The organism is Streptomyces sp. enrichment culture, from assembly GCF_964273255.1.
In the GTDB taxonomy this organism is placed as follows: domain Bacteria; phylum Actinomycetota; class Actinomycetes; order Streptomycetales; family Streptomycetaceae; genus Streptomyces.
Genome location: NZ_OZ186835.1, coordinates 2,431,980 through 2,455,839, shown reverse-complemented (window position 1 = coordinate 2,455,839; position 23,860 = coordinate 2,431,980). Strand labels below are relative to the sequence as shown.

18 protein-coding genes and 2 pseudogenes are annotated in these 23,860 nt (G+C 70.0%); 15 read left to right on the top strand and 5 right to left on the bottom strand.

Annotated elements, in window-relative coordinates:
- Nucleotides 1-22: 22 nt before the first annotated feature.
- Both ACSU53_RS10425 and ACSU53_RS10420 read right to left on the bottom strand, forming a co-directional pair.
- Entirely contained in the window at nt 23-859 is an 837-nt protein-coding gene (locus tag ACSU53_RS10425) for a hypothetical protein (RefSeq protein ID WP_437026675.1), read from the bottom strand.
- Between the two features lie 160 nt (nt 860-1,019).
- A complete protein-coding gene (locus ACSU53_RS10420) occupies nt 1,020-1,313 on the bottom strand; it encodes a hypothetical protein (protein ID WP_437026673.1) in 294 nt (97 codons plus the stop codon).
- Nucleotides 1,314-1,602: 289 nt separating this feature from the next.
- Between ACSU53_RS10420 and ACSU53_RS10415 the strand changes: the two genes are divergently transcribed.
- The 12 genes from ACSU53_RS10415 (at nt 1,603) to ACSU53_RS10360 (ending at nt 18,749) form a co-directional block, all read left to right on the top strand.
- The gene (locus ACSU53_RS10415) at nt 1,603-3,903 is read left to right on the top strand and encodes an ABC transporter family substrate-binding protein (protein WP_437026672.1); all 2,301 of its coding nucleotides are present in this window, start codon (nt 1,603-1,605) and stop codon (nt 3,901-3,903) included.
- A gap of 423 nt (nt 3,904-4,326) precedes the next feature.
- The gene (typA, locus tag ACSU53_RS10410; RefSeq protein WP_437026670.1) at nt 4,327-6,243 is read left to right on the top strand and encodes a translational GTPase TypA; all 1,917 of its coding nucleotides are present in this window, start codon (nt 4,327-4,329) and stop codon (nt 6,241-6,243) included.
- 827 nt (nt 6,244-7,070) lie between these two features.
- The gene (locus ACSU53_RS10405; protein WP_437026668.1) at nt 7,071-8,690 is read left to right on the top strand and encodes a peptide ABC transporter substrate-binding protein; all 1,620 of its coding nucleotides are present in this window, start codon (nt 7,071-7,073) and stop codon (nt 8,688-8,690) included.
- Between the two features lie 132 nt (nt 8,691-8,822).
- Nucleotides 8,823-9,752, top strand: a complete 930-nt coding sequence (locus tag ACSU53_RS10400) for an ABC transporter permease (protein WP_437026666.1) — start codon at nt 8,823-8,825, stop codon at nt 9,750-9,752.
- Nucleotides 9,745-10,710, top strand: coding sequence for an ABC transporter permease (locus tag ACSU53_RS10395; protein WP_437026664.1), 966 nt, complete (start codon nt 9,745-9,747; stop codon nt 10,708-10,710). Before ACSU53_RS10400 ends, ACSU53_RS10395 begins: the two co-directional genes overlap by 8 nt.
- Nucleotides 10,711-10,721: 11 nt before the next feature.
- The gene (locus ACSU53_RS10390) at nt 10,722-11,780 is read left to right on the top strand and encodes an ABC transporter ATP-binding protein (protein WP_437026662.1); all 1,059 of its coding nucleotides are present in this window, start codon (nt 10,722-10,724) and stop codon (nt 11,778-11,780) included.
- A complete protein-coding gene (locus ACSU53_RS10385; protein ID WP_437026660.1) occupies nt 11,773-12,921 on the top strand; it encodes an ABC transporter ATP-binding protein in 1,149 nt (382 codons plus the stop codon). Before ACSU53_RS10390 ends, ACSU53_RS10385 begins: the two co-directional genes overlap by 8 nt.
- A gap of 242 nt (nt 12,922-13,163) precedes the next feature.
- Nucleotides 13,164-14,801: a peptide ABC transporter substrate-binding protein gene (locus ACSU53_RS10380; RefSeq protein ID WP_437026658.1), complete on the top strand. Its 1,638-nt coding sequence runs from the start codon at nt 13,164-13,166 to the stop codon at nt 14,799-14,801.
- Between the two features lie 7 nt (nt 14,802-14,808).
- The gene (locus ACSU53_RS10375; protein WP_437026656.1) at nt 14,809-15,732 is read left to right on the top strand and encodes an ABC transporter permease; all 924 of its coding nucleotides are present in this window, start codon (nt 14,809-14,811) and stop codon (nt 15,730-15,732) included.
- The gene (locus ACSU53_RS10370) at nt 15,725-16,714 is read left to right on the top strand and encodes an ABC transporter permease (RefSeq protein ID WP_437026654.1); all 990 of its coding nucleotides are present in this window, start codon (nt 15,725-15,727) and stop codon (nt 16,712-16,714) included. Before ACSU53_RS10375 ends, ACSU53_RS10370 begins: the two co-directional genes overlap by 8 nt.
- Before the next feature lie 9 nt (nt 16,715-16,723).
- Nucleotides 16,724-17,707, top strand: coding sequence for an ABC transporter ATP-binding protein (locus ACSU53_RS10365; RefSeq protein ID WP_437026652.1), 984 nt, complete (start codon nt 16,724-16,726; stop codon nt 17,705-17,707).
- Nucleotides 17,700-18,749, top strand: coding sequence for an ABC transporter ATP-binding protein (locus ACSU53_RS10360; protein WP_437026651.1), 1,050 nt, complete (start codon nt 17,700-17,702; stop codon nt 18,747-18,749). Before ACSU53_RS10365 ends, ACSU53_RS10360 begins: the two co-directional genes overlap by 8 nt.
- A gap of 218 nt (nt 18,750-18,967) precedes the next feature.
- Here ACSU53_RS10360 and ACSU53_RS10355 read toward each other — a convergent pair whose 3' ends face one another.
- Complete coding sequence (locus ACSU53_RS10355; RefSeq protein ID WP_437026649.1) at nt 18,968-21,130, bottom strand: prolyl oligopeptidase family serine peptidase; 2,163 nt, start codon at nt 21,128-21,130, stop codon at nt 18,968-18,970.
- 200 nt (nt 21,131-21,330) lie between these two features.
- Between ACSU53_RS10355 and ACSU53_RS10350 the strand changes: the two genes are divergently transcribed.
- Nucleotides 21,331-21,525 carry a hypothetical protein gene (locus ACSU53_RS10350; protein WP_164333022.1) on the top strand — a complete coding sequence of 65 codons (195 nt, stop codon included), beginning with the start codon at nt 21,331-21,333 and terminating at the stop codon, nt 21,523-21,525.
- A gap of 85 nt (nt 21,526-21,610) precedes the next feature.
- Entirely contained in the window at nt 21,611-23,062 is a 1,452-nt protein-coding gene (locus ACSU53_RS10345; RefSeq protein WP_437026647.1) for an amidase, read from the top strand.
- A 54-nt stretch (nt 23,063-23,116) separates the two neighbouring features.
- Here ACSU53_RS10345 and ACSU53_RS10340 read toward each other — a convergent pair whose 3' ends face one another.
- Nucleotides 23,117-23,302 carry a DUF397 domain-containing protein gene (locus tag ACSU53_RS10340; RefSeq protein WP_437026645.1) on the bottom strand — a complete coding sequence of 62 codons (186 nt, stop codon included), beginning with the start codon at nt 23,300-23,302 and terminating at the stop codon, nt 23,117-23,119.
- Between the two features lie 16 nt (nt 23,303-23,318).
- A pseudogene (locus tag ACSU53_RS10335) lies at nt 23,319-23,459 on the bottom strand (transcriptional regulator); the annotation flags it as partial.
- Between ACSU53_RS10335 and ACSU53_RS10330 the strand changes: the two are divergent.
- Nucleotides 23,454-23,642: pseudogene (locus tag ACSU53_RS10330) on the top strand (ATP-binding protein); the annotation flags it as partial. The pseudogenes ACSU53_RS10335 and ACSU53_RS10330 overlap by 6 nt on opposite strands.
- Nucleotides 23,643-23,860 lie beyond the last annotated feature (218 nt).

The following is a 23,860-nucleotide window of genomic DNA, read 5'->3' as shown; positions in this document are numbered from 1 at the left end:
GAACCCCGCACCCCGTGCCATGTCAGAACAGGCGCGGGTCGTCGAAGACACCGGTCGCCACGAGGTACACGTACAGGTCGGCGACCGCCACGCTCAGCAGCGACGCCCAGGCCAGCTGCATGTGCCGCGCGTTGAGCCGCCCCACCCACTGCCACATCCGGTAGCGCACCGGATGGCGTGAGAAGTGCTTCAGCTTCCCGCCGACGATGTGCCGGCAGGAGTGGCAGGAGATCGTGTACAGCCAGATCAGCGCGATGTTGACCAGGAAGACCAGCGTGCCGAGGCCCATGTGGCCCCAGGCGTAGTTCTCGTCCCGGAAGGCCAGCACCATGTCGTACGTCAGGACGAGCGCGACCAGCAGCGCCGCGTAGAAGAAGTAGCGGTGGATGTTCTGCAGGATCAGCGGGAAGCGGGTCTCGCCGGTGTAGGTGCGGTGCGGTTCGGCCACCGCGCAGGCCGGCGGGGACGCACAGAACCCGCGGTAGTACGCCTTGCGGTAGTAGTAGCAGGTCAGGCGGAAGCCCAGCGGGAAGATCAGGATGATGATCGCCGGGGAGAGGCCCCACCAGGAGCCGAACAGCTCCCAGTTCGGTCCGCCGCGCATCGGCACGCAGTTCTCCGCCAGGCACGGCGAGTAGAACGGCGAGACGTACGGCGCCGCGTAGTAGTCGGTGTTCGCGAAGGCCCGCCAGGTCGAGTAGACGACGAACGCCAGCAGACCGGCGGCGGTGGCGGCCGGGGCCAGCCACCAGCGGTCGGTCCGCAGGTGGGGGGCGGCGATGGCGGCCCGCGTACCCGTTCGTACGCCGCCGCGGCGGGGATGGGGGTCGGTGGCGGGGGGTTCCGTACCAGTGGCCACGTGTCCGCTCCGGGAGGGGTCAGGAAGGCGCGGCGGTCGGGGACAGGACTGCGGGGGTCGGGGACGGGACGGCGGTGGCCGGGCCGGAGGGTGCCGGTCCCGGGCCGGGCGGGGGGCGGGGCGGCGAGCCGGCGGACCGGGCGGCCCGCCGGGTCCGCGCTCAGGGCGCGCGCCGGTCGCGTGCGCCCAGTCCCTCGTCGTCGGTGTCGACCCACAGGGACGGGTCGTACGGGGTGTCGGAGATGGTGACGAGGTCGGGCCGCTTCGGCAGGGCGGCCGGGCCGGCCGCCGACTCGCGCAGCAGCGCCACGCTCTCGCGCAGGTGGTTGGTGTCGGCCCGGACGCGGCGCATCTCCAGACCGCCGCTGCCCAGCTGCTTCTCCAGGCGTCCCACGGACCTCAGCAGGTCGTCGAGGCAGCGCTGGACGGATGCCATTTCATCGTGCACGGACATGACTTGCCCTCACTTCCGCGGGTCCTTCAGGCCCAAGGCGGCAACGTTCATGCGCTTGAGAGTGTTGCGCGTCACACCTTGCGCTGTGAAGGGATGTGCATCGATTGGCCGAGGCGTACGGGTGCACCGGCCGGTGCGTTGCGCCGCACGGGTGGGCTTCCCTGCCGTGGCCGCCGTGTCGCCCTCGGTTGCCGAACCCTTTCCTCTTCAGTGGCGGCATACATCAGATGAGCACCAAATACCGCCAAAAGTGATCGTAACGCCCGCGGCCTTCCGGAGGTACCCAGAGATGTCCCACGACGGCGTCCGCCCGCGCGCGGTACTGCGCTCGGTCACCTTCCTCACCGCCGGCGCGCTCGCGGTGACCGCCCTGGCGGGATGCAGCTCCGACGATCCCGCGGGCAAGCCGCTGGCCGGCGCGGACATCGCCCCCGCGGCCCGCTCCGAGATCACCGACGGCGGCACCCTGCGCTGGGCCGTGGACACCGTCCCGGACACCCTGAACACCTTCCAGTCCGACGCCGACGCCACCACCGTCCGGGTCGCGCAGGCCGTCCTGCCGTCGATGTTCCGCATGGACGCCGACGGCCGCCCCGAGCGCAACCCCGACTACCTGGAGTCCGCCGAGGTCGTCGAGACCGAGCCCAAGCAGGTCGTGCTGTACAAGCTCAACCAGCAGGCCGTGTGGAGCGACGGCCGCGAGATCGGCGCCGCCGACTTCGCGGCCCAGTGGCGTGCCCTGTCCGGCAAGGACACCGCCTACTGGACCGCCCGCAACGCGGGCTACGACCGCATCGAGAAGATCGAGCGCGGCAAAGGGAACCTGGAGGTCAAGGTCACCTTCAGCCGCGCCTACGCGGACTGGCGGTCACTGTTCACGCCCCTGTACCCCAAAGAGGTGATGGGGTCGCCCGACTCCTTCAACGACGGGGCGCGCAAGAAGCTCAAGGTCTCCGCCGGCCCCTTCCAGGTCAAGAAGGTCGACGGCAAGAAGGACCAGGTCACCCTGACCCGCAACGCGCGGTGGTGGGGCGACCCGGCCCGGCTCGAGGAGATCGTGCTGCGCGCGGTGCCCCGCGACGAGCGGGTCTCCGCGCTCGCCGCCGGGAAGATCGACCTGGCGGAGATCGACGCCTCGGCCGCCCGGCGCATCACCGTCAGCGCCCGGTCGAAGGACGGCGCCACCCCCCTGATGGGCCCCGGCCGCGACGCCGCCTCCTCGGCCGAGGCCCTGCACTCCTGGGCCGAGGCGAACGGCTCGGACGAGGACGCCTCGGACGAGGAGGTCACTGCCCGCGAGAAGGCGGCCGCCCGCGCGAAGGAGGAGAAGGCCCTCACCGGCTTCGAGGTGCGCAAGTCGCTCGAACCCGCCTACACCCAGCTCGCCCTCAACGGTGCCGAGGGCCCCCTCGCCGACGAGCGGGTCCGCCGGGCGGTGGCCCGCGCCCTGGACCGCAGGGCCCTGGCCGTGGCGGTGCTGAAGCCGCTCGGTCTGCCCGCCGAACCCGTCGGCAGCCACCTCGCCCTGGCCGGCCAGGCCGCCTACGCGGACAACAGCGGCGCCCTCGGCGACCAGGACGCCAAGGAGGCGCGGGCCCTCCTGGCGGACGCCGGCTGGGTGCCCGGCGGCCCGGTGAAGGAGAAGAAGGGGGACGGGGACAAGGAGAAGGCGGCCGGCGGGGAGGGCGAGAAGGCCGACGGGTCGGGGAACGGCTCCGGAAGCGACGAGGACGACGACGGCACCTACATCGTCGGCGAGGACGGCGAGGACGGCGAGAAGGACGGCGACGAGAAGAAGGAGAAGGGCGAGAGCGAGGAGAAGAAGGACGACGGGAAGGACGACGGGAAGAAGGACGGCGCCGGGGACGACGGCAAGGCGCCGGCGGAGTCGGAGGCCGGGTCCGGTGAGGACCACCTGGCCCAGGACGGTCCGCAGCTGAAGCAGGGCACCGCCCCCGGCGCCTACGCGCCCAAGGGCACGGCCGCCCCGGCCCGGGCCGAGACCGCCCCGCTCGCCAAGAACGGCAAGGCGCTCACCCTGCGCTTCGTGCTCCCCTCCGGGCCCGGTTCGGACGTCCTGCGCACCGTGTCCGACCGGATCACCCGGATGCTCGCCCGGGTCGGCATCCGCACGGACGTCACCAAGGTCGACGACGAGAGCTTCTTCCGGGACCACATCGCGTCCGGTCAGTACGACCTGGCCCTCTACTCCTGGCCCGCCACCGCCTACCCCGCCACCGACGCGCGCCCCGTCTACGCCAAGCCCGTGCCGGCCGCCGACGGCTCGCTGAACGTCGAGCAGAACTACACCCGGGTCGGCACCGACCAGGTCGACCAGCTCTTCGACCAGGCCGTCTCCACCCTGGACGACGGCGATCGCAGCGCCCTGCTCCGCAAGGCCGACTCCCGGATCTGGGCGGCGGCCGGCTCCATCCCCCTCTACCAGCGCCCGCAGCTCACGGCCGCCCGCAAGGACCTCGTCAACGCCGGGGCCTTCGGATTCCGCACCCCGGTGTACGAGGACATGGGCTTTCTGAAGAAGTCCGCCGGGGGCCCGGCCGGCGAGCGCGCCACGCCCGGCGCGGACTGACCGAGCGGCCGTGCCCCGGGGCCGGACCCCACGGCTCCGGCCCGTGAACCGCGCGTGACGTGGGCCGGAAGCCGGGGTGACGCGATCCCCGCTCCGGCCCATGGCGCGTCCCGTCGTCACATTGTGCGGCAGGTCACGCCCGGCCCTGGCGCGATGGCGGCGGAGCCACCCCGTGAGGGGCCCGCAGCGGCCCGCAGGGGCGGTCGAGCTGCGGGCTTTCCGTTCGCGGGCCCCGCCGGACCGGGGGCCGCCGAGGCGCTGATCAGGGGCTCCGGGGGCCCGGGGCGGAACGTTCCGCGCAGGCGGGCGGATGCCGGGCCCGTAACATGGGGAGAGGCCGTGGCGTGTTCAGCCCGGCAGGGTCCGCGCACCACAGCCGTCTGCGCAGGGCCATTCCTCACCATTCCGGGAGTACGCCAACCCATGGCTTTGTCCATCCAGCGTCACGACATCCGCAACGTCGCCATCGTCGCCCACGTCGACCACGGCAAGACCACCATCGTCGACGGCATGCTCAAGCAGGCCGGCGCCTTCGCCGCCCACCAGCTCGACCAGGTCGACGAGCGCATGATGGACTCCGGCGACCTGGAACGTGAGAAGGGCATCACGATCCTCGCCAAGAACACGGCGGTGAAGTACCACCCCAAGGACGGCGGGGACCCGATCACGATCAACATCATCGACACCCCCGGCCACGCCGACTTCGGCGGCGAGGTCGAGCGCGCGCTGTCGATGGTCGACGGTGTCGTGCTGCTCGTGGACTCCTCCGAGGGCCCGCTGCCGCAGACCCGCTTCGTGCTGCGCAAGGCGCTCCAGGCGCGGCTGCCGATCATCCTGTGCATCAACAAGACGGACCGTCCGGACAGCAGGATCGACGAGGTCGTCAACGAGGCCTACGACCTCTTCCTCGACCTGGACGCCGACGAGGAGCAGATCGAGTTCCCGATCGTCTACGCCTGCGGCCGCGACGGCATCGCCTCGCTGACCAAGCCGCAGGACGGCACGGTCCCCTCGGACTCCGACTCCCTGGAGCCGTTCTTCTCCACGATCCTGCAGCACATCCCCGCGCCCACCTACGAGGAGGGCGCCCCGCTCCAGGCGCACGTCACCAACCTCGACGCGGACAACTTCCTCGGCCGCATCGCCCTGCTGCGCGTGCACCAGGGCGAGCTGAAGAAGGGCCAGACGGTCGCCTGGATGAAGCGCGACGGTTCCGTGCAGAACGTGCGGATCTCCGAGCTGATGATGACCGAGGCGCTCACCCGCAAGCCCGCCGAGAAGGCCGGCCCCGGTGACATCTGCGCGGTGGCCGGCATCCCGGACATCATGATCGGCGAGACGCTGGCCGACCCGGAGAACCCGGTCCCGCTGCCGCTGATCACGGTGGACGAGCCCGCGATCTCGATGACCATCGGCACCAACACCTCCCCGCTGGTGGGCCGTGGCGGCAGCGGCAAGGGCGCCGACAACAAGGCGGCCGTGAAGGACCGCAAGGTCACCGCGCGTCAGGTCAAGGACCGGCTGGACCGCGAGCTCATCGGCAACGTCTCGCTGCGCGTCCTGGACACCGACCGGCCCGACGCCTGGGAGGTGCAGGGCCGCGGCGAGCTGGCGCTGGCCATCCTGGTCGAGCAGATGCGCCGCGAGGGCTACGAGCTGACCGTCGGCAAGCCGCAGGTCGTCACCAAGGAGGTCGACGGCGCGGTGCACGAGCCCGTCGAGCGGATGACGATCGACGTGCCCGAGGAGCACATGGGCGCGGTCACCCAGGTGATGGGCGTCCGCAAGGGCCGCATGGACAACATGTCGAACCACGGCTCCGGCTGGGTGCGCATGGAGTTCGTGGTGCCCTCCCGCGGCCTGATCGGCTTCCGCACGGAGTTCCTGACGCAGACCCGCGGCACCGGCATCGCCCACTCCATCCACGAGGGCCACGAGCCCTGGTTCGGCACGCTCCAGACCCGCAACAACGGCTCCCTGGTCGCCGACCGCGCCGGTGCGGTCACCGCGTTCGCGATGACCAACCTCCAGGAGCGCGGGGTGCTGTTCGTCGAGCCCGGCACCGAGGTGTACGAGGGCATGATCGTCGGTGAGAACTCCCGTTCCGACGACATGGACGTCAACATCACCAAGGAGAAGAAGCTCACCAACATGCGCTCCTCCACGGCCGATGTGACCGAGTCCATCGTGCCGCCGCGCAAGCTGTCGCTGGAGCAGTCCCTGGAGTTCTGCCGCGACGACGAGTGCGTCGAGGTCACGCCGGAGTCCATCCGGATCCGCAAGGTGAACCTGGACGCCCGCGAGCGCGCCCGCGCCGCGAGCCGCGCCAAGCACGGCTGACCGGCCCTCAGGGGCCCTGCGGGGCCTTCTCCGGCCGTCCCGCGCGCGGGACGGCCGGATCCCGGCCGTGGCCACGGGCCGCGGCGCTCCGGCCGTCCCCACGGGCCGGCGGCGCGTGCCGGGCGGCCCGGTGGCGTCGGACCCGTGCGGCGGTGTGCCGCCGCGCGGCACGGCCGGTGCCGGGCCGCTGCGGCGGGTGGTGTGACCTGCGGTGTGAGGTGCGCCTCAGTGGCCGGCCGGCGCCATGGCGTGTCCGGCCAGGAGCGGTGATCGGCGAGGTGGGGAAGGGGTAGGGGGAAAACCCTCGATCTGCCCTGCGAACCCGTCCCGAGCGGCTGTTTCGCACTACCCTGCTGCCGGATGGCGCGCCCTGCCGTCGGTACGTCCCTGATCCGTGGGCCACACGGTCAACGGCCGTACCGGGCAAGCGTGCTGAGCGCACGGCAGCCCTCACGGGCACCCTGCAGCGCGGCCACGTTACTCGCAATCGATTTTTCGCTCCCGGGCGTCCGCATAGCGGACGCCCGCTTCCGATAGATGTGTAACAAGTCCGTTTCGCAGGGATCTTTCACCAAACCCTTTGTCCGGATTTTGGAAGATGTAGGACCGAGCTGTGATCGAACCGAGACCTCGTGGGTGTGGTTCGGTCCTGGCGCATGGCAGATAGTTGGGCGCGTAGAGCTCGGATGAACGGGTCACGCGCTGACGGCGCCGACTCACGAGCGCGGGGGCACCTGACTATCTCCGGCACCGGCGACGGGCGGTGGACGGTGGAGTGTCGTGTGCTCCCCTTTGCGGTGAACCAATGGACTCATGAGGAGGAACCCATGCGCGGTGCCAAGAGCGCCAAGTGGGTCGCGGGTGCGATAGCCGTCGCTCTGGCCGCTACTGCCTGTGGTGGTGGCAGTGGGAGTGACGACGAGGGGCAGAAGAAGCGTTCCGGCCCCGAGGGTTACGTCTCGATCGACGTCGGTGAGCCGCAGAAGCCGCTGATCCCGGCCGACACCAACGAGACCAACGGCTCGTACGTGATCCAGTCCCTGTTCACGCAGCTGCTGGACTTCGACAGCAAGGGCGAGATCGTCTACACGAACGCCGAGTCCGTCGAGACCGAGGACTCGAAGACCTGGACGGTCAAGCTCAAGCAGGGCTGGAAGTTCCACAACGGCGAGGACGTCACGGCCAAGTCGTACGTCGACGCCTGGAACTGGTACGCCAACATCAAGAACAACCAGCAGAACTCCTTCTGGTTCTCGGACATCAAGGGCTACGACGACGTCCACCCGGAGAAGGGTGACCCGAAGGCCGACGCCATGTCCGGTCTGAAGGTCGTGGACGACACCACCTTCACGATCGAGCTGAAGGAGCGCGTCCCCTACTTCAACTACAAGCTGGGCTACTCCACCTTCGCCCCGCTGCCCAAGGTGTTCTTCGACGACCCGAAGGCCTTCGGTCAGAAGCCGGTCGGCAACGGTCCCTACGTCTTCGAGAAGTGGGACCACAAGAAGCTCATCCAGGTCAAGGCCAACAAGGACTACAAGGGTCCGAACAAGGCCAAGAACGAGGGCATCCAGTTCAAGAACTACTCGACCCTCGAGGCCGCCTACCGGGACGTCGTCTCCGGCAACCTGGACATGATCCGTCAGGTCGGCCCGACGGACCTGCCGAAGTACAAGCAGGACCTCGGTGACGGCGCCATCGAGCAGCCGTACGCGGCCATCCAGACGCTGGTCCCCGCGTTCTACACCAAGACGTTCAAGGACATCGACCCCAAGGTCCTCCAGGGCCTGTCGATGGCGATCGACCGTGACACGATCACCAAGACCGTCCTGAACAACACCCGTACGCCGGCGATCAGCTTCACGCCGCCGCAGGTCAAGGGCCACCAGGACCTGGGTACGGACGTGTTCACCTACAACCCGGAGAAGGCCAAGAAGCTCATCAAGGAGGGCGGCGGCGTTCCGGGGAACAAGTTCTCCATCCAGTACAACAGCGACGGCGGCCACAAGGAGTGGGTGACCGCGGTCTGCGAGTCCATCCGCAAGGCCACCGGCGTGGACTGCGTCGGCGACGCCAAGCCGGACTTCCCCACGGACCTCGAGGCCCGTGACAACAACCAGGTGAAGGGCATGTACCGCGGTGGCTGGGTCGCCGACTACCCGGTCAACGTGAACTTCATCAAGGAGCTGTACCACACCAACGCCGAGTCCAACAACGGTCGCTTCTCCGACAAGGAGATCGACGGTCTGATGGCCAAGGGTGACAACGCGGAGTCCCTGGAAGAGGCCGTGTCGGCCTACCAGGAGGTCGAGAAGAAGCTTCTCGAGAAGATGCCCGCGATCCCGCTCTGGTACTACCGGATCAACGGCGGCCACGGCAAGGGAGTCGAGAACGTCAACGTCGACTTCCACGGCGACCTCGAACTGACCGAGGTCACCGTCAAGTAAGGAGGCCGTGGGCCTCACCTCACTCGGCCGTTGCCCGCCGCCGCCGATCCGGCGGCGGCGGGGGCCGGACCGGGGGTCGTTCCTTCACGGACGACCCCTTTCGGCCGTAGCACACCCCTCACGGAGGCACGCATGGGGCGTTATGTCGTACGACGACTGCTCCAGATGATCCCGGTTTTCATCGGGTCAACCCTGTTGATCTTCGCCATGATGTACGCCCTGCCCGGCGACCCCGTCAGAGCGCTCATGGGAGATCAGGCGTACGACCCCGCGGTCGTCGCCAGCATCAAGAAGGACCTCGGGCTCGACCAGCCCCTCTGGCAGCAGTACGCGAACTACCTGGGCGGCCTGGTCCAGGGCGACTTCGGCACGGAGATCGCGAGCAAGCGGCCCATCGCCGACATCATCGCCGACGCGTTCCCGGTCACCATCAGGCTCACGCTGTTCGCGTTCACCTTCACGGTCCTCGTCGGCATCGGCCTCGGTGTCATCGCCGGTCTGCGTCCGGACACCCTCCAGGACCGCGGCCTGCTGACGCTGACGCTGATCCTCATCTCCATGCCGTCCTTCGTGCTGGGCTTCCTGATGCAGTACCTGTTCGCCTTCCAGTGGGGAATCGTCGAACCCAACGTCAACGATTCCGAGAACCTGGGCGAACTCCTCCTGCCCGCGATCGTGCTGGGATCACTGTCACTGGCCTATGTGGCCCGTCTGACACGGACCTCGATGGCGGAGAACCTGCGCGCCGACTACATGCGCACGGCGGTCGCCAAGGGCCTGCCGAAGCGCCGCATCGTCGGCGTCCACCTGATGCGCAACTCGCTCATCCCCGTGGTCACCTTCCTCGGCACCGACATCGGCAACCTGATGACCGGCGCCATCGTCACCGAGGGCATCTTCAACGTGAAGGGTGTCGGCAACGCCATCTACGAGGCGCTGATGCGCCGTGAGGGCGCGACCGTCGTCGGCATCGCCTCGCTGATCGTCCTGGTGTACCTGGCCACCAGCCTGCTCGTCGACCTGCTGTACGCGGTCCTGGACCCGAGGATCCGGTATGCCTGAGAAGACCGCCGAAACCGCGAAGACCCCCGAGGTGCCGGCCACCGCCGCCGCCCCCGTGCCGGCCGCCACCCTGGAGACCGGCCCGGCGCCCGCGAAGGCCCGCAGCCTGTGGTCCGACGCCTGGCACGACCTGCGGCGCCAGCCCATGTTCCTGGTGTCCTCCGTGCTCATCCTGGTGCTCCTGGTGATGGCGATCTGGCCGGGACTGTTCACCAGTGCCTCGCCGCGCGACGCCGACCTCGCCGCCCACTACCTGCAGCCGCCGAACTGGGGCCATTTCTTCGCCGAGGACTGGCTGGGCTACGACGGCCAGGGCCGTTCGATCTACGCGCGGATCATCTACGGCGCCCGCGCCTCGATCACGGTCGGTGTCGGCGTCACCATCCTGGTGACCCTGCTCGGCACGCTCATCGGCATGACCGCCGGCTACTTCGGCGGCTGGCTGGACAGCGTGCTGTCCCGCGTCACCGACGTGTTCTTCGGCATCCCGTTCCTGCTGGGCGCCCTGGTCGTCCTCACGTCCTTCGAGAACCGCACCGTCTGGGTGGTGATCATGGCGCTGGCCTTCCTGGGCTGGACCCAGATCGCCCGTGTCGCCCGTGGCGCGGTGCTCACCGTCAAGCAGGCCGACTACGTGGTCGCCGCCAAGGCGCTCGGCGCCTCCACCACGCGCATCATGCTCCGGCACATCCTGCCGAACGCGATCGCGCCGATCATCGTCGTCGCGACCATCGCCCTGGGCGGCTACATCGCGGCCGAGGCCACGCTGTCCTTCCTCGGTGTCGGGCTCGCGGAGCCCACCGTGTCGTGGGGCGTCGACGTCTCCACCGGCCGCGAGCAGCTGCGCAACGCGCCGTTCACGCTGATCATCCCCTCGGTGATGGTCTCGATCACGGTGCTCTCGTTCCTCATGTTCGGCGATGCGGTACGCAACGCCCTCGACCCCAAGCTGCGCTGAGGGAGGCGTACGTGACCATCATCGAAGAAACGGCCGGAACCCCCGTGCCGGACGGGACCGGGGCGGCGGGGCGTCCGCTGCTGGAGGTCCGCGACCTGCACGTGGAGTTCCACACCCGGGACGGCGTCGCCAAGGCCGTCAACGGGGTCAACTACTCCGTGAACGCGGGCGAGACGCTCGCCGTGCTCGGCGAGTCGGGCTCCGGCAAGTCCGTGACCGCGCAGGCGGTCATGGGCATCCTCGACATGCCGCCCGGGCGCATCCCCAAGGGCGAGATCTTCTTCCACGGCCAGGACATGCTGAAGATGTCCGAGGACGAGCGCCGGAAGATCCGCGGCCGGAAGATCGCCATGATCTTCCAGGACGCGCTGTCCTCGCTCAACCCCGTGCTCTCGGTGGGCTACCAGCTCGGCGAGATGTTCCGGGTGCACCAGGGCCTGTCCAAGAAGGACGCCAAGGCCAGGGCCATCGAGATGATGGACCGGGTGAAGATCCCGGCCGCCGCGGCGCGGGTGAGCGACTACCCGCACCAGTTCTCCGGTGGTATGCGCCAGCGCATCATGATCGCCATGGCGCTGGCCCTGGAGCCCGACCTGATCATCGCCGACGAGCCGACGACCGCGCTCGACGTGACGGTGCAGGCCCAGGTGATGGACCTGCTGGCGGAACTCCAGCGCGAGTACCACATGGGTCTGATCCTCATCACCCACGACCTCGGCGTGGTCGCCGACGTCGCGGACAAGATCGCGGTGATGTACGCGGGCCGCATCGTGGAGCAGGCCCCGGTGCACGAGCTCTACAAGAGGCCGGCCCACCCCTACACCAAGGGGCTGCTGGACTCGATCCCGCGCCTGGACCAGAAGGGCCAGGAGCTGTACGCGATCAAGGGACTGCCGCCGAACCTGACGCGCATCCCGAGCGGCTGCGCGTTCAACCCGCGCTGCCCGATGGCGCAGGACGTCTGCCGCACGGACGTCCCGCCGCTGCACCCGGTGACCGAGCAGGACGGGACCGAACTGGTCGGCCGTGCCTCGGCGTGCCACTTCTGGAAGGAGACGATCCATGGCTGAGCTCAGCAAGAAGGACGGGCCGGTCGACGCCACGCCGAACGTCTCCGAGGTGGATGTCGTCGAGACGGCGAGCGAGGCCGAGGAGGTGGCCGCACTCGACGCCCCGGTGGAGCGCGGTGAGCCGATCCTCCAGGTCCGCAACCTGGTGAAGCACTTCCCGCTCACCCAGGGCATCCTGTTCAAGAAGCAGGTCGGCGCGGTGAAGGCCGTGGACGGCATCTCCTTCGACCTGTACCAGGGCGAGACCCTGGGCATCGTGGGCGAGTCCGGCTGCGGCAAGTCCACGGTGGCCAAGCTGCTGATGAACCTGGAGCGGGCGTCCGCGGGCGAGATCTTCTACAAGGGCCAGGACATCACCAAGCTGTCCGGGCGTGCGCTGAAGGCGGTCCGCCGCAACATCCAGATGGTGTTCCAGGACCCGTACACCTCGCTGAACCCCCGCATGACGGTGGGCGACATCATCGGCGAGACGTTCGAGATCCACCCGGAGGTGGCGCCGAAGGGCGACCGCCGCCGCAAGGTGCAGGACCTGCTGGACGTGGTGGGCCTGAACCCGGAGTACATCAACCGCTACCCGCACCAGTTCTCCGGCGGCCAGCGCCAGCGCATCGGCATCGCCCGCGGCCTGGCCCTGAACCCCGAGATCATCATCTGCGACGAGCCGGTCTCCGCGCTGGACGTGTCGGTGCAGGCGCAGGTCATCAACCTGATGGAGGCGCTGCAGGACGAGTTCAACCTGTCCTACCTCTTCATCGCGCACGACCTGTCGATCGTCCGGCACATCTCCGACCGGGTCGGCGTGATGTACCTCGGCAAGATGGCCGAGATCGGCACCGACACGCAGATCTACGACCACCCGACGCACCCCTACACCCAGGCGCTGCTGTCGGCGGTCCCGGTGCCCGACCCGGAGGCCCGCGAGGGCCGCGAGCGTATCATCCTCACCGGTGACGTGCCGTCGCCGGCCAACCCGCCCTCGGGCTGCCGCTTCCGCACCCGGTGCTGGAAGGCCCAGGACAAGTGCGCCGAGGAGGTGCCGCTGCTGGCGATCCCCGAGCGCTTCAAGGGCTCGGACTCCCCGGCGGCCCACGAGTCGGCCTGCCACTTCGCGGAGGAGAAGGACGTGGTCCACGCGGCCTGACGCCCCGTGGACGTGGTCCACGCGGCCTGACGTCCCGTCGGCCGGCGTCGCCCGGAACCCGGCACCCCGTCACGGGGTCGCCGGGTTCCGGCGTGTTCGAACGCGTTCGGCCGCTGCCGATACGTACATACGGCTGGAGTCGTCCCCGTACAGGCGCTGCACAAGTGCGTCGCGCACCCTTTGCCCCGATATTGGCCGGTAAAGGATCAGCGCACGACTGCGCACGTACGAGGAGGCACTCCATGCGCGGAGCCACGCACGCCAAATGGGTCGTTTGCGCGGCGGTGGTCGCCCTCGCGGCGACGGCCTGCGGAGGCGGGGACGGCGACGGCGGGGGGAGCGGCGACGCCAGTGCCGTGCTGAGTGCCTCGTGGGGCGATCCGCAGAACCCGCTGGAGCCCGCCAACACCAACGAGGTGCAGGGCGGCAAGGTCCTCGACATGATCTTCCGCGGCCTGAAGCGCTACGACCCGGAGACCGGCGAGGCGCAGGACATGCTGGCCGAGAGCATCGAGACCTCGGACTCGCAGAACTTCACGATCAAGATCAAGGACGGCTGGACCTTCAGCAACGGCGAGAAGGTCACCGCCCAGTCCTTCGTGGACGCCTGGAACTACGGCGCCAGCCTGAGGAACAACCAGCGCAACGCCTACTTCTTCGGCTACATCGAGGGCTACGACGAGGTCCACCCCGAGGACGGCAGCGCGCAGACCGCCGACACCATGTCGGGGCTGAAGGTCGTCGACGACCGCACCTTCACGGTCAAGCTCAGCCAGAAGTTCTCCACCTTCCCCGACACCCTCGGCTACAACGCCTTCGCCCCGCTGCCGAAGGCGTTCTTCGACGACCACGCGGCCTGGGTCGCCAAGCCGGTCGGCAACGGCCCGTACATGGTCGACTCGTACACCAAGGGCTCGCAGATGTCCCTGCGCACGTGGGACGACTACCCCGGTGACGACAAGGCGCAGAACGGCGGCGTGGACCTCAAGGTCTACACCGACAACAACACCGCCTACACCGACCTGATCGCCGGCAACCTCGACCTCGTCGACGACGTGCCCGCGGCCCAGCTGAAGAACGTCCAGAACGACCTGGGCGACCGCTACCTCAACACCCCGGCCGGCATCATCCAGACCCTCGCCTTCCCCTTCTACGACGAGGCGTGGGACAAGCCCGGCATGGAGAAGGTGCGCAAGGGCCTGTCGATGGCCATCGACCGCGACCAGATCACCGACACGATCTTCCAGAAGACCCGCACCCCGGCCTCCGACTGGACCTCCCCGGTCCTCGGCGAGGACGGCGGGTTCCAGGAGGGCCTGTGCGGGGACGGCTGCGAGTACAAGCCGGACGAGGCGAAGAAGCTGATCCAGGAGGGCGGCGGGCTGCCCGGCGGCCGGGTCACCATCACCTACAACGCCGACACCGGCTCGCACCGCGAATGGGTCGACGCCGTGTGCAACTCCATCAACAACGCGCTGGACAACGACCGCGCCTGCACCGGCAACCCGGTCGGCACCTTCGCCGACTTCCGCAACCAGATCACCCAGCAGAAGATGAGCGGCCCGTTCCGCGCCGGCTGGCAGATGGACTACCCGCTGATCCAGAACTTCCTCCAGCCGCTGTACTACACCAACGCCTCCTCCAACGACGGCAAGTGGTCCAACGAGGACTTCGACAACCTCGTCGACCAGGCCAACCAGGAGACCGACACCGCCAAGGCCGTCGACCTGTTCAAGCAGGCGGAGGAAGTCGTCCGCGACAACATGGCGGCCATCCCGCTCTGGTACCAGAACGGCAGCGCCGGCTGGTCCGAGCGCCTGTCCGACGTCAAGCTCAACCCCTTCAGCGTCCCGGTGTACGACCAGATCAAGGTGAGCTGAGCCCGCCATGGGACGGTACGTCGTCCGGCGGCTGCTCCAGATGGTCCCGGTGTTCATCGGGGCCACGCTGCTGATCTTCCTCATGGTCAACGTCATGGGCGACCCCATCGCCGGCCTGTGCGGCGAGCGCCGGTGCGACCCGGCGACGGCCGCCCAGCTGCGCAAGGAGTTCGGCCTCGACAAGCCGGTCTGGCAGCAGTACGTGACCTACATGGGGAACGTCTTCACCGGCGACTTCGGGACGGCGTTCAACGGCCAGGAGGTCACCGAGCTGATGGGGACCGCCTTCCCGGTCACCATCCGGCTCACCCTGGTCGCGATCTTCTTCGAGATCGTCATCGGCATCACCCTCGGCGTGGTCACCGGACTGCGCCGGGGGCGCCCCGTCGACACCGGCGTCCTGCTGCTCACCCTCGTCGTCATCTCCGTCCCCACCTTCGTCACCGGCCTGCTGCTGCAACTGCTGCTCGGGGTGAAGTGGGGGTGGATCCGGCCGTCGGTCTCCTCCGAGGCGCCGCTCGACGAGCTGCTCCTGCCCGGCCTGGTGCTGGCGTCCGTGTCCCTCGCCTACGTCACCCGGCTCACCCGCACCTCCATCGCGGAGAACCGGCGCTCCGACTACGTGCGCACCGCCATCGCCAAGGGGCTGCCCCGGCAGCGCGTGATCACCCGGCACCTGCTGCGCAACTCGCTCATCCCGGTGGTCACCTTCATCGGCGCCGACGTCGGCTTCCTGATGGGCGGGGCGATCGTCACCGAGCGGATCTTCAACATCCACGGCGTCGGCTACCAGCTCTACCAGGGCATCCTGCGGCAGAACACCCAGACCGTCGTCGGCTTCGTCACCGTGCTCGTGCTGGTCTTCCTGGTCTGCAATCTCGTCGTCGACCTCCTCTACGCCGTACTCGACCCGAGGATCCGCTATGCCTGACCGCCGCCACCATCACGAACCGGAGGACAACGCCGTCACCGACACGGGAATGGGCGGCCCCATGGACCTGGGCATGGACGAGGCGGAGACCCTGGAGAAGACCCCGGGCGGCCCGGAGGGCACCGGCCCGCAGGCGAAGCCGCGCTCCCTGTGGTCCGACGCCTGGCGGGACCTGCGGCGCAACCCCGTGTTCATCGTCTCCGCGCTGGTCATCCTGTTCCTCGTCGTGATCTCCCTGTGGCCGTCCCTGATCGCCTCCGGCAGCCCGCTGAAGTGCGACCTGGCCAAGGCCCAGGAGGGCTCCCAGGCGGGACACCCCTTCGGCTTCGACGGCCAGGGCTGCGACGTCTACACCCGGACCGTGTACGGCGCCCGCACCTCCGTCGCGGTCGGCGTGCTCGCCACGCTCGGGGTGGCGATCCTGGGCAGCGTGCTGGGTGCGCTGGCCGGCTTCTTCGGCGGGGTGGGGGACTCGGTGCTGTCCCGCATCACCGACGTCTTCTTCGCCATCCCGGTCGTCCTCGGCGGGCTGGTGCTGCTGTCCGTGATCACCAGCAACACCGTCTGGCCGGTCATCGGCTTCATCGTGCTGCTGGGCTGGCCGCAGCTGTCCCGCATCGCCCGCGGCTCCGTCATCACAGCCAAGCAGAACGACTACGTGCAGGCCGCCCGCGCGCTCGGCGCGTCCAACTCCCGGCTGATCTTCCGGCACATCGCGCCCAACGCGATCGCGCCGGTCATCGTCGTCGCCACCATCGCGCTCGGCACGTACATCGCCCTGGAGGCCACCCTGTCCTACCTGGGCGTCGGGCTGAAGCCGCCCAGCGTCTCCTGGGGCATCGACATCTCGGCCGCCTCCCCCTACATCCGCAACGCCCCGCACGCCCTGCTGTGGCCCTCCGGGGCCCTGGCGATCACCGTCCTGGCGTTCATCATGCTCGGCGACGCGGTGCGCGACGCCCTCGACCCGAAGCTGAGGTGAACCGCCGTCATGCTGCTGGAAGTGCGTGACCTGCACGTGGAGTTCCACACCCGGGACGGGGTCGCGAAGGCCGTCAACGGCGTCAGCTACGGCGTGGACGAGGGCGAGACGCTGGCCGTGCTCGGCGAGTCCGGCTCCGGCAAGTCGGTCACCGCGCAGGCCATCATGGGCATCCTCGACATGCCGCCGGGCCGGATCACCGGCGGCCAGGTGCTGTTCCAGGGCCGGGACCTGCTGACGCTGAAGGAGGACGAGCGCCGCACGGTGCGCGGCGCCGAGATGGCGATGGTCTTCCAGGACGCGCTGTCCTCCCTGAACCCGGTCCTCTCGGTCGGCGACCAGCTCGGCGAGATGTTCGTGGTGCACCGGGGCATGTCCCGCAAGGACGCCCGGAACAAGGCCGTGGAGCTGATGGAGCGGGTGGGCATCCCGGCCGCCCGGGAGCGGGTCCGGCAGTACCCGCACCAGTTCTCCGGCGGCATGCGCCAGCGCATCATGATCGCCATGGCGCTGGCCCTGGAGCCGGCGCTGATCATCGCCGACGAGCCGACCACCGCGCTCGACGTCACCGTCCAGGCCCAGGTCATGGAGCTGCTCGCGGAACTCCAGCGGGAGTACCGGATGGGCCTGATCCTCATCACCCACGACCTCGGGGTGGTCGCCGACGTGGCCGACCGCATCGCGGTGATGTACGCGGGCCGGATCGTCGAGACGGCACCCGTGCACGACATCTACAAGGCGCCGGCCCACCCCTACACCCGCGGTCTGCTGGACTCGATCCCGCGCCTGGACCAGAAGGGCCAGGAGCTCTACGCGATCAGGGGACTGCCGCCCAACCTCATGCACATCCCGCCCGGCTGCCCCTTCCACCCCCGCTGCCCGATGGTGCAGGACGTCTGCCGCACCGACGTGCCCCCGCTGTACGACGTCACCGACGCCGACTCCGACCGGGGGAGCGCCTGCCACTTCTGGAGGGAATGCCTGCATGGCTGAGCCGATTCTGGAGGTCAGCGGCCTGGTCAAGCACTATCCGCTGACCCGGGGCGTGCTGTTCAAGAAGCAGGTGGGCGCCGTGAAGGCGGTCGACGGTGTGGACTTCACCCTCGGCCGGGGCGAGACGCTGGGCGTCGTGGGGGAGTCCGGCAGCGGCAAGTCGACGGTGGCCAAGCTGCTGGTGAACCTGGAGCGGCCGACCGCCGGGTCGATCCGCTACAAGGGCGAGGACATCACCCGGCTCTCCGGGCGGGCGCTGAAGGCGGTCCGCCGCAACATCCAGATGGTGTTCCAGGACCCGTACACCTCGCTCAACCCCCGGATGACGGTGGGCGACATCATCGGCGAGCCCTTCGAGATCCACCCCGAGGTGGCACCCAAGGGCAACCGGCGCAAGAAGGTCCAGGACCTGCTGGACGTGGTGGGTCTGAACCCGGAGTACATCAACCGCTACCCGCACCAGTTCTCCGGCGGCCAGCGCCAGCGCATCGGCATCGCCCGCGGCCTGGCCCTCAACCCCGAGATCATCGTGGCCGACGAGCCGGTGTCCGCGCTGGACGTGTCGGTGCAGGCGCAGGTCATCAACCTGATGGACCGGCTCCAGAACGAGTTCGACCTCGCCTACCTCTTCATCGCGCACGACCTGTCGATCGTCCGGCACATCTCCGACCGGGTCGGCGTGATGTACCTCGGGCGGATCGTCGAGACCGGCACCGACACCGCGATCTACGACCACCCCACGCACCCCTACACCCAGGCCCTGCTGTCCGCCGTCCCGGTGCCCGACCCGGAGGCGCGGGAGCACCGGGAGCGCATCATCCTCACCGGTGACGTGCCGTCACCGACCAACATCCCCTCGGGCTGCCGGTTCCGCACCCGGTGCTGGAAGGCGCGGGAGCGCTGCGCGGTGGAGGTGCCGCTGCTGACGGTGCCCGAGGCGTTCCTCGGGGCGAGCGGTCCGGTGGCCCACCCGTCCGCCTGTCACTTCGCGGAGGAGAAGCGGGTGGTGGCGCCGGAGGAACGCCCGGACGACCGGAAGTAGGCACCCCGGCGCCCGCCGGGCCCATCGCTGCCCTCCGGCCCGACCGGGCTTAACGGACGCGCAACGCGCCGGACCCCGCGGCGATATACGGGCGGGCGACGCTGGGCGGGTACGGCCGTGCGGGTGCCGTGGGCGGGCCGGGACGCCGCCATGTCGTCCCGGCCCGTCGCCGTGCCCGCGCGCCGCTTCTGCCCCGGTGCGCGGTGCCGGGGCCCCGGTCAGCCGGGCTGCCGGTCCATGCCGAGGGACCGCTTGAGGAAGTCGACCTGGAGCAGCAGCAGGTTCTCCGCGACCTGCTCCTGCGGGGTCATGTGGGTGACCCCGGACAGCGGCAGCACCTCGTGCGGGCGTCCGGCCGCCAGCAGGGCGGAGGACAGCCGCAGGGCGTGGGCGACGACCACGTTGTCGTCGGCCAGGCCGTGCACGATCATCAGCGGACGGTGCGGGTCCGCCGGGGACGACAGGCCGTCGTCGGTGACCAGCGAGCTGCGCGCGTACACCTCCGGGTGCTTGCCCGGGTCGCCCAGGTAGCGCTCCGTGTAGTGCGTGTCGTACAGCCGCCAGTCGGTCACCGGGGCTCCGGCGATGCCCGCGTGGAAGACGTCCGGCCGGCGCAGGACCGCCAGCGCCGCCAGGTAGCCGCCGTAGGACCAGCCCCGGATCGCCACCCGGGAGAGGTCGAGCGGGTGGGAGTCCGCGAGGGCGTGCAGCGCCTCGATCTGGTCGTCGAGGGTGAGGGTGAAGTCGTGGTGGACGGCCTTCTCCCAGGCGGGGGAGCGGCCCGGGGTGCCCCGCCCGTCGGCCACGACCACCGCGAAGCCCTGGTCGGCGAACCACTGGGAGGTGAGGTGGGAGTTGTGCGCGGCCAGGACACGGGCTCCGTGCGGGCCGCCGTAGGGGTCCATGAGCACCGGGAGGGGGGTGTCACCGGCGTAGTCCCGAGGCATAAGCACGGCGCACGGAATTCGGCGTGCGCCCCCATGGGTGAGGGTCACGCGAGGGGACATACCGGGGTCTTCGGCGTAGGACGGGACAGTCGCCGTCGGTTTCCCGTCACGAAGGACCCGCACCCGCGCACCCGGCCGGTCGAGGGTCGCCGAGACCAGCACGGTCACCTCGCCGGAGCGCACCGCCGTGTGCACGCCGGGCCCCTGCGAGACGCGCTCCACGCCCAGTTCGTTGACCCGGTACACGTGCACCTCGCCGATGTCCGGCTGGTCCGCCTCGGCGCCCGCCGACGCCGACACGAGCACGTCGTCGGCGGACACGTCCAGGACCGCGCGGACGTGCAACTGCGGCCCGGTCAGCGGGCGTTCGCCGACCACCAGCCGCCGTGCGCCGCCCTCGTCCGCGATCCGCACCAGCTGCCCGGACGGGCTCCAGCACGGGACACCGGGGAAAAGATCAAGCCAAACCGGATCTTCGTCGGCGTGCACCATCCGGGTCGCCCCGGAGTCCGGGTCCACGGCCAGGATCACCTGCCCCTGCTGGTCCCGGGCCTGCACCAGCAGCAGCGGGGCCCCCGCCGCTGACCAGTGCACATGCGCCAGATAAGGGTAGCGGGCCCGGTCCCAGGAGACCTCGGTGCGCACCCCGTCGAGGTCGAACACGAACAGGCGCACCTCGGCGTTGGCCGTTCCGGCAGCGGGGTACGCGACCCGGTTCGGCTCCCGTTCCGGGCGGGCCGGGTCGGCGATCCACCACCGGTCCACCGGGGTGTCGTCCGCCCGCGCCACGAGCAGCCGGTCACCGTCCGGCGACCACCAGAAGCCGCGCGAACGCCCCATCTCCTCGGCCGCGATGAACTCCGCGAGGCCGTAGGTGACGTTCTCCTGCTCGGGGGGCGCGAGGGCCCGGTCGTCCGCCCCCTCAGCGCCGACGACCCGCAGGGCTCCGCCGGAGACGTAGGCGACGTGGCGGCCGTCGGGGGACGGGCGGGGGTCGATCACCGGTCCGGGGACCGGCAGTTCGCGGGTGGTCCCGGCCCGCAGTTCGGCCGTGAACAACCGCCCTGACAAGGCGAAAGACGCCAGCTCCACCGCCGCGTCGGTCGCGTAGCCGACGATGCCGGCCCCGCCCTCCCGGCTGCGTTCGCGCCGGGCCCGTTCCTGCGCCGACAGGTGCTCCGACGCGCCCCCGAGGAGGGCGCGCGGGTCGGCGGCCACGCGCTCCCCGGGCTTCCCGGAGCCGGTGGCAGCCCCCTCGCCGGGGGTGCCGGTGTCCAGCACCCACAAGGCGGTCGCCCGGTCCGTTCCGGAGGCGGAGCGCAGGAACACGACCCGGGAGCCGTCGGGCGCCACGGCGAAGGACCGCGGGGCGCCGAGAGAGAAGCGCTGGGTACGGGCGTGCCGTCGGGGGAAGGAGTCAGCCTCGGTCGTCATGCCTTGACCATATTGGCCATGCGCCCCCTTGTGCGGCCGTGCGCCGACCGATGCGCACGTACGGATAGTTATGATCGTTAGCGCATAGTGGGTATGAACCTGCTGGCACCTCTGTGGATGTATCCGCTCCCGATTCAACTGCCCCCATGCTCCTGCGTATTCCTACCCCCGCGTCCTGGGATCTTTGGAGGTGAGCCGCCGTGGCACTCTCGATTTCGGCGGTGGTGCTGCTGGCGATCATCGTCTTCCTGCTGATCAAGAAGTCGGGCCTGAAGGCCGGCCATGCGGTGGTGTGCATGCTGCTGGGCTTCTACCTCGCGTCGTCGACCGTCGCGCCCACGATCAGCGAGCTGACGAACAACATCGCGGGCATGATCGGCAGCATCAAGTTCTGATCGCCGGCCCCGGCCCCTCGCGTGTTACCCGCCGGTAAGCAATGATGGCGGGACCATCATTCACGCGCGCAGGGCGGAGCCGACGGTGACGACTTCCGAGGACCGGAGCGAGGCACGGCACGAGGGACGGGACGGGGGACGCACCGGCGTGCACGTCTTCCGCGACGACGCACTCGGCGAGCACGACGCCGTGGGCCTCGCGGAGGCCGTCCGCCGGGGCGAGGTGAGCCCGGCCGAGGCCGCCCGTGACGCGGCGGCCCGGGTCCGGGCCGCCGACGAGCGGCTGCACGCCGTCCAGGTGCACCTCGACCCCCCGGCCCGGAGCGCGGACGGCGGCGGCGCGCTCGCCGGTGTGCCGACCCTCGTCAAGGACAACACCGAGTACCAGGGCCTGCCCACCGGCCACGGCAGCGTCGCCTTCGCCCCCAGGACCGCCCGGCGGCACGCCCCCTTCACCCGCCAGTTCCTCAGCACCGGCGTCACCGTCCTCGGCAAGACCCGGCTCCCCGAGTTCGGCTTCAGCCCCAGCACCGAGTTCGAGCAGGGCGAGCCGGTCCGCAACCCCTGGCACACCGGCCACTCCGCGGGCGGCTCCTCGGGCGGCAGCGCGGCCCTCGTCGCCGCCGGGGCGGTGCCGCTCGCGCACGCCAACGACGGCGGCGGCTCCATCCGCATCCCCGCCGCCTGCTGCGGACTGGTCGGTCTGAAGCCCACCCGGGGCCGGGTGGTGGCGAACGCGCAGGGCCGCCAGCTGCCCATCGACCTCGTCACCGACGGCGTGGTCAGCCGCTCGGTGCGCGACAGCGCCGCCTTCCTCGCGGCGGCGGAACAGCACTGGCGCAACCCCAAGCTGCCGCCCGTCGGCCTCGTCGAGGGTCCCTCGGACCGCCGCCTGCGCGTCGGCCTCCTGGTGGACTCCCCGAACGGCGTCCGCTCCGACGAGGACACCAGGACGGCGGTGACGGACACGGCGAGGCACCTGGAGCGGCTCGGCCACACCGTCGAACCGGTGGAGCTGGCCATCGAGCCCACTTTCACCGAGGACTTCCTGACCTACTGGGGCATGCTGTCGTTCCTGATCGGCGTCACCGGCCGCAGGATCGGCGCCGACTTCGACCGCACCCGCATGGACGGCCTCAGCCGCGGCCTGCGGGAGACGTACGTCGGCAGGTGGCGCACCACGCCGGGTGTGCTGCGCCGGCTCAAGCGCACCCGCCTCGCCTACGCGGCGGCGTTCCGCGGCCTCGACGTGATCCTCTCCCCGGTCCTCGCCCACACCACCCCGAGGCTCGGTCACCTCAACCCGGCCGTCCCGTACGACACCCTGATCCAACGGCTCGTCGACTACGTGGCGTTCACCCCGGTCAACAACGTCGTCGGCACCCCGTCGATCTCCGTACCCGCCGACCACGCGACCCCGGACGGCCTCCCCATCGGCGTCATGTTCTCCGGCCGCCCCGGCGCGGAACGCCTGCTGCTGGAGCTGGCGTTCGAGCTGGAGGCCGACCGGCCGTTCCGGCGGATCCAGGACGTGTGAGACCCCCGTCGCCGCCTCCTGCGCCGGCCGCGGTGCCGGGCAGGAGGCGCGGGGTCAGCCCTCGACCGCGTACGGCACGAAGTCGGCCCACGCGGCGGGGCTGAAACGCAGGTGAGGACGGGCGACGTCCTTCGAGTCACGGACGTGGACGGTGCCGGGCGCGGTGGCGAGTTCGACGCAGGAGTCGCCTTCGCTGCTGCTGTAGCTGCTCTTGAACCATGCGTGGCCCGACCCGTTCACGGCGGGGACTTACGGATCATGTTTCCGCCAGCAGCTGTTCGATGAATGAGGCGGACTCACGCGGCGTCAGGTCTTGTGCCCGAGTGATGCCGTACGGGAGTTCCAGGATACGGAGTTGTCGCAGGTCGGAAACCGGTCGCCCGCCGGCCACGACCGGCGCCCCGTGCTCCGGGAGCCGGTCGTCGGCGCGGAGTCGGGGCGCGGGCTGCTTCTCGTGGAGGCGCTCGCGGACCGCTGGGGGGTGGGCGAGGGGCGGTTCCCGCGCAAGGTCGTCCGGGCGGAGATCGACCTCGCGCCGCCGGAACCCGACGCCTCGCGTTCCGGTGCCGTCGGCGGCTGAAGGACAAAGGACGAGGGGGAAAGAACTCCCACCGAGCCCCGCCCCTCCCGCCCGTGGCCGCGCTCACTCGGGCGGGTGAACATCTCCGCTTCGGCTGGATTTTCGGGCCTCCGAGGCCCGACGCTCAGCACGACGAACGCACCACCCCGACCACAGACATGAGACGGCCCCCGCCGGGACGGCAATCCCACTGCGAGGGCCTGACCACCGAGGAAGAG